The 11,508-nt window shown below is 76.5% G+C and carries 2 protein-coding genes; both read left to right on the plus strand.

The genetic code is table 11. The features are described from left to right. The coding region (locus ACSNN9_RS25230) for a type I polyketide synthase (RefSeq protein ID WP_436675706.1) at nt 1–2,761 on the plus strand (2,761 nt) is incomplete at its 5' end. 4 nt (nt 2,762–2,765) lie between these two features. Beyond that, on the plus strand, nt 2,766–11,508 hold an 8,743-nt coding region (locus tag ACSNN9_RS25235; protein ID WP_436675707.1), incomplete at its 3' end, for an SDR family NAD(P)-dependent oxidoreductase.

An 11,508-nucleotide genomic window follows, 5' to 3' on the forward strand; every position in this document is an offset into this window, starting at 1 on the left:
CACCACCGACACCACCACCGCCATCGCCACCACCCGCCGCGGACAACCCGAAACCCACACCCTCACCAAGGCCGTCGCCGCCCTGCACACCAGCGGCGTTTCGGTCGACTGGCCCACGTTCTTCGCCGGGGCCCGGACCACCGACCTGCCCACCTACCCCTTCGAACGCCAGCGGTACTGGACGGAGAACGCGACCGCGACGGGGGCGGCGAGCCGCCTCGGGCTCGCCGACACCGAGCACCCCCTGCTCGGGGCGGCCGTCGCGCTGCCCGACTTCGACGGCGTCGTCTACACCGGCCGGTTGTCGACCGGCACCCATCCGTGGCTAGCCGACCACGTCGTCGCGGGCGCCGTGCTCGTGCCCGGCGCGGCGCTCGTCGAACTCGCGGTCCACGCCGCCGACGCGGTCGGCTGCCCGGTGGTGGAGGAGCTGACCACGATCGCCCCGCTGGTCCTGCCCACCGAGGGCGCGGTGCAGCTGCGGCTGCGCGTCGGCGAGCCGGACGAACAGGGCCGCCGCACCGTCGAGATCCACTCGCGTGGCGAGCGCACCGAGACCTGGACGGCGCACGCCACCGGCGTGGTCGCCGCGGACCCGGTCACCGCGCCGGAGACCGTGGCCGAGTGGCCCCCCGCGCACGCCCGGCCGGTCGACCTGACCGACGGCTACGACCGGCTCGCCGACTCCGGCTACGAGTACGGGCGGGCGTTCCGTGGCGTCACGGCGGTGTGGGAACGCGGCGACGAACTGTTCGCCGAGGTCACCCTCCCGGAGACGGACGAGCGGTTCGCGCTGCACCCGGCCCTGCTGGACGCGGCGCTGCACGCCCCGCTGCTGGCCGACCAGGCCGGTACGGGGAACACCGTGCTCCCCTTCTCGTGGCAGCAGGTGGTGCTGCACGCCACGAACGCCACCGCCCTGCGGGTCCGGATCGCGCCGGCCGAGTCCGGCTGGACGATCACCGCGACCGACGGCACGGGCGCCCCCGTGGTGTCGGTGGGCAGGCTGGAGACCCGGCCGGTCGGCGCGCTCGACGCCCGACCGACGCAGCACGACTCGCTGTACGAGCTGACCTGGACCCCCGTGCCGGCCGCCGCCGGGCGGGACGGGGACGTGCGGGTGCTCGACACGACCACGTTCCCGCTCGACCCCGCCCCGGCGGACACCCCGGCCGGCGTCCGCGCCGTCCTGCACCGCGTACTCGACGAACTCGGGTCGTGGCTGGCCGAACCCACCGGCGACCGGATCGTCGTGCGGACGCGGGGCGCGGTGGCCCTGCCCGGCGAGGACGTCACCGACCTCGCGGGCGCCGCCGTGTGGGGCTTCGTCCGCTCGGTCCAGGCCGAGCACCCCGACCGCGTCGTCCTCGTCGACGGCGACGTGGTGCTGGCCGACGACGAGCCCCAGCTCGTGGTCCGCGACGGCGTCCCGCACGCCGCCCGGCTGGCCCGCGTCCGCGCCGACGAACCGGTCACCACCGACTTCGGCACCGGCACGGTGCTCATCTCCGGCGCGTCCGGCGCGTTGGGCGCGGTGGTGGCCCGGCACCTGGTGGCGGTGCACGGGGTGCGCGACCTGCTGCTGGTGTCCCGCCGGGGCGCCGCCGCGCCGGGCGCCGACGAGCTGGCGGCCGAGCTGGCGTCGTCGGGCGCGTCGGTGCGGTGGGCGGCCTGCGACGTGGCCGACCGGGACGCGGTGGCCGCGCTGGTCGCCGGCCGTGACCTGTCGGCGGTCGTGCACGTCGCCGGCGTGGTGGACGACGGTCTGCTGGCGTCGTTGTCGCCGGAGCGGCTGGACCGGGTGTTGGCGCCGAAGGTGGACGCGGCCTGGCACCTGCACGAGTTGACGGCCGACGCGGGGCTGTCGGCGTTCGTGGTGTTCTCCTCGGCGGCCGGCGTGTTCGGCAACGCGGGCCAGGCGGCGTACTCCGCGGCGAACGCGTTCCTGGACGCCCTGGTGGTGCGCCGCCGCGCGGCCGGCCTCAGCGGGCAGTCCCTGGCGTGGGGCATGTGGGAAGGGGGGATGGCGGGCGAGCTGACCGGCGCGGAGCGCAAGCGGCTGGCCCAGGCGGGCGTGCGGGCCCTGCCGGTCGACGAGGCCCTGCGCCTCCTCGACGTCGCGCTCACCTGCGCCGCGCCGGTCCTCGTACCCATCGGGCTCGACCTCGGCGTGGTCGACGGTCCGCTCTACCGCGGCCTGGTCCGCCCCCGGACCCGGCGGGCGGCGTCCACCGGCGACGGCCTGGCCGCGCGCCTGGCCGGCATGACCGGGCCGGAGTGCGCGGACCTGCTGCTGGGCCTGGTCCGCACGAACGTCGCGACGGTGCTCGGGCACCGCGACCCCGACGCCGTCGACCCCGGTCGCGCCTTCACCGAGCTGGGCTTCGACTCACTCGCCGCGCTGGAGCTGCGCAACCAGCTCAACGCCGCGACCGGCCTGCGGCTGCCCGCCACCCTCACCTTCGACCGGCCGAACACCCGCGCGGTCGCCGAGCTGCTGTACGAGCGGCTCGTCCCGGACACCGGCACCGACGGCGGGCTGCCGGAGGACGAGGTCCGCCGCATCCTGCTCGCCATCCCCCTCAGCCGGCTGCGGGACGCCGGCCTGATGGACAGCCTGCTCGAACTGGGCGGCGTCCGGGTCGCCGCCGACGAGCCGGTCGACGCACCCACCGGATCCATCGACGACATGGACGCCGACGCACTGATCAGCATGGCGCTCGCCGATCTCGGTGAAGCGACGACGGAAGCGGGGAGCTGACCACATGGCCAACTCGGAGGAGAAGCTCGTCACCGCGCTGCGGGCCTCGCTCAAGGAGAACGAGTGGCTGCGGGAGCAGAACCGCAAGCTCAACTCGACGCTGCGCGAGCCGATCGCCATCGTCGGCATGGCCTGCCGCTACCCGGGCGGGGTGCGCAACCCGGACGACCTGTGGGACCTGGTCGCCGCCGGCGGGGACGGGATCACCGGCTTCCCCACCGACCGCGGCTGGAACGTCGCCGAGCTCTACGACCCCACCCCCGGCACGCCGGGCCGGTCGTACACCCGCGAGGGGGGCTTCCTGCACGACGCGGCCCAGTTCGACCCGGAGTTCTTCGGCATCAGCCCGCGCGAGGCGCTGACGATGGACCCGCAGCAGCGGCTGCTGCTGGAGACCTCGTGGGAGGCCCTCGAGAACGCCGGCATCGACCCGACGGGGCTGCGCGGCAGCGACACGGGCGTCTTCGCCGGCATGATGTACCACGACTACCCGGAGAACAACGCCACCGGCGCGATCGCCTCCGGCCGGGTGGCGTACACGTTCGGCCTGGAGGGGCCCGCCGTCACCGTCGACACGGCGTGCTCGTCGTCGCTGGTCGCCCTGCACCTGGCCGTGCAGGCGCTGCGCAACGGCGAGTGCTCGCTCGCGCTGGCCGGCGGCGTCACCGTGATGGCGACCCCGGAGACGTACGTCGCGTTCTCCAAGCAGCGCGGGCTGTCGCCGGACGGCCGGTGCAAGTCCTTCGCCGCCGCCGCCGACGGCACCGGCTTCGCCGAGGGCGTCGGCATGCTGATCGTGGAGCGGCTCTCCGACGCCCGGCGCAACGGGCATCCGGTGCTCGCCGTCGTCCGCGGGACGGCGGTCAACCAGGACGGCGCCTCCAACGGCCTGACCGCCCCGAACGGGCCGGCGCAGCAGCGGGTCATCCAGGCGGCGCTCGCCAACGCGCGGCTGTCGGCCAACCAGATCGACGTGGTCGAGGCGCACGGCACCGGCACCACCCTGGGCGACCCCATCGAGGCGCAGGCCATCCTCGCCACCTACGGCCAGGACCGGGACCGCCCGCTCTGGCTCGGCTCGATCAAGTCCAACATCGGCCACACCCAGGCCGCCGCCGGCGTTGGCGGCATCATCAAGATGGTGCTCGCCATGCGGCACCGGCTGCTGCCGAAGACGCTGCACGTGGACGCCCCGAGCGACCAGGTCGACTGGACCGAGGGCTCGGTCGACCTGCTGACCGAGGCGGTCGCCTGGCCCGCAAGCGGCGAGCCGGCCCGCGCCGGCGTCTCGTCGTTCGGCGTGAGCGGCACCAACGCCCACGTGATCCTGGAGGAGCCGCCCGCACAGGAGACCGCGCCGCCCGCCGAGGTGGCGACCGGGCCGGTGCCCTGGGTGCTCTCCGGCCGTACGCCCGACGCCCGGCGCGACCAGGCCGCCCGGCTGGCGGCCCACCTCGACCTGCACCCCGCCGCCCCGGCCGACGTCGCCGCCGCCCTGGCGACGCGGGCCCGGTTCGAGCACCGGGCGGTCGTGGTCGGCACGGACCCCGCCGAGCTGCGGGCCGGCCTGGCCGCCGTCGCGGCGGACGAACCCGCGCCGACCGTCGCCACCGGCGCCGCGCTTGGCGACGTGCCCCGGGTCGTCTTCATGTTCCCCGGCCAGGGCTCGCAGTGGGCGGGCATGGCCGTGGAGCTGATGGACACCGCCGAGGTGTTCGCGGACCGGATGGACGAGTGCGCCCGGGCCGTCGACGCGTTCACCGACTGGTCGCTGCTCGACGTCGTCCGGGGCGTGCCCGGCGCGCCGTCGCTCGACCGGGTGGACGTGGTGCAGCCCGTGTTGTTCGCCGTGATGGTGTCGCTCGCGGCGCTGTGGCGGTCGTACGGCGTCGAGCCCGCCGCCGTGGTGGGGCATTCGCAGGGCGAGATCGCCGCCGCCGTCGTCGCCGGCGCGCTCACCCTCGACGACGGTGCCCGGGTGGTCGCGCTGCGCAGCCGGGCGATCGCCGCCGGACTGGCCGGACGCGGCGGCATGGCCTCGGTGGCGGCGCCGCGGGCGGACGTGGAGGCGCGCCTGACCCGGTGGGGCGACCGGATCTCGGTCGCGGCGGTCAACGGGCCCGCCGCCACCGTCGTGTCCGGCGAGCCCGACGCCCTCGCCGAGCTGCTGACCGCGTGCGAGGCCGACGGCGTCCGGATGCGGATGATCCCGGTGGACTACGCCTCGCACTCCGCGCAGGTCGAGGCCATCCGGGACGAGCTGCTGCACGTCCTCGCCGACGTCCGGCCGCGAAGCGCCGACGTGCCGCTGTACTCCACGCTCACCGGCGAGGTCGTCGACACCGCCACCCTCGACGCCGGGTACTGGTACGCGAACCTGCGCGGCACGGTCCGGTTCGAGGAGGCGATCGACCGCCTGCTCGCCGACGGGCACGACGTCCTCGTGGAGATCAGCCCACACCCCGTGCTCGGCATGGGGGTGCGCGAGATCCTGGACCGCGCCGACGCCCCGGCCGCGCTCGTCGCGTCGCTGCGGCGGGACGAGGGCGGGCTGTCGCGCTTCCTGCTCTCGCTCGGCGAGGCGTACGTGCGCGGGGTCGCCGTCGACTGGTCCCGGCACACCCGCGGCGTCCCGGCCCCGCTGCCGACGTACGCGTTCCAGCACCAGCGGTACTGGCAGCAGGCGGCGGCGTCCGCCGTGGACGCGCGCGGCCTCGGCATCGACGTCGTCGGCCACCCGCTGCTCGGTGCGGCGCTCACCGTCCCGGAACGGGACCTCGTCGTGCTCGCCGGCCGGATCAGCCTGGAGACGCACCCGTGGCTGGCCGACCACGCCGTGCTGGACACCGTCCTGCTACCCGGCACGGGGCTGGTCGAACTCGCCGTCCGCGCCGGCGACGAGGTCGGCTGCCCGGCCGTCGAGGAACTCGTCATCACCACCCCGCTCGTCGTCCCCGCGCACGGCGGGGTGGCGCTGCGGCTCACCGTGGAGGCACCGGACGAGCACGGCCGCCGCGCGCTCGGCGTCTACGGGCAGACCGACACCGAGGCGAAGATCGGCATGTGGACCCGGCACGCCACCGGCGTCCTCGCCCCCGCCACGGCGGAGGGGGAGAGCCTCACCGAGTGGCCGCCCGCCGACGCGCTGACCGTCGACGTCGGCGACCTGTACGACCGGCTGGCCGGGCTCGGCCTCCGGTACGGCCCGCTGTTCCAGGGCCTGCGGGCCGCGTGGCGGCGGGGCGACGAGACGTACGCCGAGGTGGCCCTGCCGCAGGGCGTCGACGTGGACGGGTTCGGCCTGCACCCGGCGCTGTTCGACGTCGCCCTGCACGCCCTCGCCGCGGACGTCGGCGACGGCGCGGCGAAGCTGCCCTTCTCGTGGAACGGCGTGACGCTGCACGGGACCGGCGCGACGAGCCTGCGGGTCCGGCTCACCAGGACGGGGGCGGACAGCGCGGCCCTGCTCCTCGCGGACCACACGGGCGCCCCGGTCGCCTCCGTGGCGGCGCTGACCGTACGCACGGTGGCCCCGCAGGCGCTCAGGGGCCGCAGCGGCTTCGTCGAGTCGCTGTTCCGGCTGGAGCACGCGCCGCTGACCGTCGGCCGGGCCGAGCGCGGCACCTGGCAGACGCTGGGCGACACGGCGGTCTTCGACGCGCCGCCGGTGGCGCTGGCCGACGCCGCCGCCGACACGCTGTTCCTGCCGTGCTTCTCCGACGCGCCCGGCATCTCCGCGGTGCCCGACCTCGCGGCGTACGCGCTGACCACGCTCCAGGAGTGGCTCGCCGATACGCGCCAGGCCGAGACCCGGCTCGTCGTGGTGACCCGCCCGGACGACCTCGCCGGCGCGGCGGTGCACGGCCTGGTCCGCTCCGCGCAGGCGGAGAACCCGGGGCGGATCGTCCTGCTGGAGGCCGACCACACCGCCGACGGGCTGGTGGCGGCGGCGCTGGCGACCGGGGAGCCGGTGCTCGCCGTCCGCGACGGCGCGGTGAGCGCGCCCCGCCTGGCCCGGGTGCCCGAGCAGGACGTCGCCGGCCCGGCGGTGTTCGGTCCGGACAGCACCGTGCTCGTCACCGGCGGCACCGGCACGCTGGGCGGGCTGGTGGCCCGCCACCTGGTCACCGAGCACGGCGTACGTGACCTCGTGCTGACCAGCCGCCGCGGCCTCGCCGCCGCCGGCGCGGTCGCGCTGCGCGACGAACTCGCCGAACTGGGCGCGACCGTGACGGTGCTGGCGTGCGACGTCGCGGACCGGGACCAGGTCGCGGCGCTGCTCGCGGCCCACCCGGTGACCGGCGTCGTGCACACCGCGGGCGTGATGGCCGACGCCACCATCGCCACGCTCACCCCCGACCGGCTCGCCGAGGTGCTGCGCCCCAAGGTCGACGCGGCCTGGCACCTGCACGAGCTGGCCGGGGACGTCAGCGCCTTCGTGCTGTTCTCCTCGGCCGCCGGCGTCTTCGGCAGCCCCGGACAGGGCGGCTACGCCGCCGCGAACGCGGTGCTCGACGCGCTCGCGGTGCGGCGCCGGGCCGCGGGGCTGCCCGCCCACTCGCTCGCCTGGGGGCTGTGGGCCGAACGCAGCGAGATGACCGCCGACGTGGGCGGCGCGCAGCTGAGCCGGATGGCCCGCAGCGGCATGAGCGAGCTGTCCAGCAAGGACGGCCTGGCCCTGTTCGACGCCGCCGTCCGGTCGGCCGACGCGCTGCTGGCGCCGGTGCCGGTCGACCTCGCCGCGTTCGGCCGGGACGACCGCGAGCCGCCGGAGCTGCTGCGCGGCCTGGTCCGCGCCCCGGCCCGCCGGGCGGTGGGCGGCTCCTCCCTGGCCCAGCGGCTGGCCGAGGTGCCCACCGAGCGCTGGTCCGAGGTCGTGCTGGAGGCGGTGCTCACCCGGGTCGCGTCCGTGCTCGGCTACGCCCGGGCGGACCGGCTGCCGGCGGGCCGCCCCTTCAAGGAGCTCGGCTTCGACTCGCTCACCGCGCTCGACCTGCGCAACCAGCTCGGCGTGGCGACCGGGCTGCGGCTGCCGGCGACGCTGGTGTTCGACTACCCGACGCCGGAGGCGCTGGCCGGCCACCTGGTGGAGCAGCTCGCCGGCGGGCGGACCGCGACGGCGGACGTCGCCGCGGCCCGGCACGACCACGAGCCCGTCGCCATCGTCGGCATGGCCTGCCGGTTCCCCGGTGAGGTGCGCACGCCGGAGGACCTGTGGCGGCTGCTGGTCGGCGGCGGCGACGCGATCGGGCCGTTCCCGACCGACCGGGGATGGAACCTCGACGCGCTGATCGACCCCGACCCGGACAACCCGGGCACCAGCTACGTCGACCAGGGGGGCTTCCTCTACGACGCGGCCCACTTCGACCCCGGCTTCTTCGGCATCTCCCCGCGCGAGGCGCTGGCGATGGACCCGCAGCAGCGGCTGCTGCTGGAGACCTCGTGGGAGGCGCTGGAACGGGCCGGCATCGACCCGACCACGCTGCGCGGCAGCCGCACCGGCGTGTACGCGGGCGTCATGTACAACGACTACGGCACCGTGCTCAGCCGCTCCGCCGAGTCCGTCGACGGGTTCCTCTCCACCGGCAACTCCGGCGGCGTGATCTCCGGGCGGATCTCGTACACGCTCGGGCTGGAGGGCCCGGCGATGACCGTCGACACCGCCTGTTCGTCGTCGCTGGTCGCCCTGCACCTCGCCGTCTCCGCGCTGCGCAACGGGGAGTGCTCCCTCGCGCTCGCCGGTGGCGTGTCGGTGATGTCGACGCCGGGCACCTTCCTGGAGTTCTCCCGGCAGCGCAACCTGGCCCCCGACGGGCGGTGCAAGTCGTTCGCGGGGGCGGCCGACGGCACGTCGCTCTCCGAGGGCGTCGGGGTGCTGGTGGTCGAGCGGCTCTCCGACGCCCGCCGCCACGGGCACCCCGTGCTGGCCGTCGTACGCGGCTCCGCCGTCAACTCCGACGGCGCGTCCAACGGGCTCACCGCCCCCAACGGGCCGTCGCAGCAGCGGGTCATCAGGGCCGCCCTGGCGGACGCGCGGCTGTCCCCGTCCGACGTCGACGTGGTCGAGGCGCACGGCACCGGCACCACCCTGGGCGACCCGATCGAGGCGCAGGCCGTCCTCGCCACGTACGGGCAGGAGCGGGCCGCGCCGGTGCTGCTGGGCTCGGTCAAGTCGAACCTCGGGCACACGCAGGCCGCGGCCGGGGTGGCCGGCATCATGAAGGTGGTGCTGGCGCTGCGCCACGGCGTGCTCCCGCCGACCCTGCACGTCGACGAGCCCTCGCCGCACGTGGACTGGTCCGCCGGCGCGGTCCGCGTCGCCTCGGACGCCACGCCGCTCGCCGCCGCCGACCGCCCGGTGCGTGCCGCCGTGTCGTCCTTCGGCATCAGCGGCACCAACGCGCACGTCGTGCTGGAGCAGGCCGACCCGGCGCCGCCGGCCGACGAGCCGGACGTGCCGTTCACGCCGTGGCTGCTCTCCGCGCGCACCGAGGAGGGGCTGCGGGAGCAGATCCCCCGGCTGCGCGCCCACGTGGCCGCCGACCCGACGCTGCGCCCGGTCGACGTCGCGTACACCCTCGCCACCGGGCGGGCCGGGTTCCCGCACCGCGCGGTGCTGCTCGGCGACGAGGTGGTGACCGGCACGGTCGACGGCGGGAAGCTCGCGGTGCTCTTCACCGGTCAGGGGGCGCAGCGGGTCGCGATGGCGGAGGGGCTGCTGGCGTTCCCGGTGTTCGCGGCGGCGTTCGACGAGGTGTGCGGTGAGTTGGACGGGCACCTGGAGCGGCCGTTGCGGGAGGTGCTGGGCACCGAGGAGGTGCACCAGACGGGGTGGGCGCAGCCGGCGTTGTTCGCGGTGGAGGTGGCGCTGTTCCGGTTGTTCGAGTCGTGGGGTGTGCGGCCGGACTTCGTGGCGGGGCACTCGATCGGTGAGTTGGCGGCGGCGCACGTGGCGGGCGTGTGGTCGCTGGCCGACGCCGCGAGGGTCGTCGCGGCGCGGGGCCGGCTGATGCAGGCGCTGCCGGCCGGTGGCGCGATGGTGGCCGTACGCGCCACCGAGGACGACGTCGCCCCGCTGCTGCCGCCCACGGTCGCCGTCGCCGCGGTGAACGGGCCGGAGTCGGTGGTGCTCTCCGGCGACGAGGCCGCCACCCTCGAGGTGGCCGAGGAACTCGCCCGGCGTGGCCGCAGGGCGCGGCGGCTCACCGTCTCGCACGCGTTCCACTCGCCGCTGATGGACCCCATGCTCGACGAGTACCGCGCGGTCGTGGCCCAGGTGGAGTGCCGGGAGCCGGCCGTCGAGCTGGTGTCGACGCTGACGGGCGGGCCCACCACCCTCGACGCCGAGCACTGGGTGCGGCAGGTGCGCGAACCCGTCCGGTTCGCCGACGCGGTCGCCACGCTCGCCGCGGCCGGGGCCACCACCTTCCTGGAGATCGGCCCCGACGCGGTGCTGACCGCGCTCGGCCGCAACGTGGCCGAGGGCGAGTGGATCCCGGTGTGCCGCAAGGGGCGCCCCGAGTCGGAGACCGTGGCGACCGCGTTCGCCCGGCTCGCGGTGCGCGGCACGGCCGTCGACTGGTCCGCCGTGGCGCCGGGACGGACCGTGGAGCTGCCCACCTCCGCGTTCCAGCACCAGCCGTACTGGCCCCGGGCGGGCGCCGGCACCGGCGACGCGAGCGGGCTGGGCCAGACGCGGGCGAACCACCCGCTGCTGGGCGCGGCGGTCGAGCTGCCGGACGGCGGAGCGGTGTTCACCGGCCGGCTCGCGCTGGCCACCCACCCGTGGCTGGCCGACCACGCGGTCGCGGACGTGGTGCTGCTGCCCGGCGCGGCGCTGGTCGAGCTGGCGGCGCACACCGGCCGCGAGGTGGGCTGCCCGCGGGTCGAGGAGCTGACGCTGGAGGCGCCGCTGGTGCTGCCGGACTCCGGCGGCGTCCAGATTCGCGTGACGGTGGGCGAACCGGCACCCGACGGCGACCGGGAGGTGGGCGTCCACTCGCGGGTCGAGGACGAGGACGGGTGGACCACCCACGCGGTGGGCCGGCTGACCCCGGCCGGGGCCGCCGGCGCCGACCTGCGGTCCTGGCCGCCGGACGCCGACCCGGTCGACGTGTCCGCGGCGTACGACGACCTGTTCGCGCGCGGCCTGCGGTACGGCCCGGTCTTCCAGGGCCTGACCGCGGCGTGGCGGCGCGGCGACGAGGTGTACGCGGAGATCACCCTGCCCGAGCAGGCGCACGACGACGCCGGCCGCTTCGGCCTGCACCCGGCGTTGCTGGACGCCGTCCTGCACGCGGTGGCGTCGACCGGCGACGGCGACCCGGTGCTGCCGTTCTCGTGGCGCGGGTTCACCGTGCACGCCTCGGGCGCCAACCGGCTGCGGGCCCGGATCGTGCCCGGCGACGGCACGGCGGCGATCACCCTGGCCGACGCGACCGGCGCCCCGGTGGCCTCCGTCGAGGCGCTGGCGGTGCGCCCGGTGTCGCCGGAACAGCTGGCGGCGCTGCGCCGCGACCGGCTCGAGTCGCTGCTGCGCCTGGACTGGACGCCGCTGACCGGGTCGCCCCGGCCGCGCACCGTCGCGGTGCTCGGGGACCGGATCGACGGCCTCGACGCGACCGCGTACGCCGACCTGGCGGCCCTCGCCGCCGTCGTCGACGCGGGCGCCGCGGTGCCCGAGGTGGTGGTGGCGCGGTGCGTCCCCGACCGGGGGGCGGCGGGGGGGGGGGGGGGGGGGGGGGGGG

The sequence above is a fragment of the Micromonospora sp. URMC 107 genome, from assembly GCF_051386315.1.
Lineage (GTDB): Bacteria > Actinomycetota > Actinomycetes > Mycobacteriales > Micromonosporaceae > Micromonospora.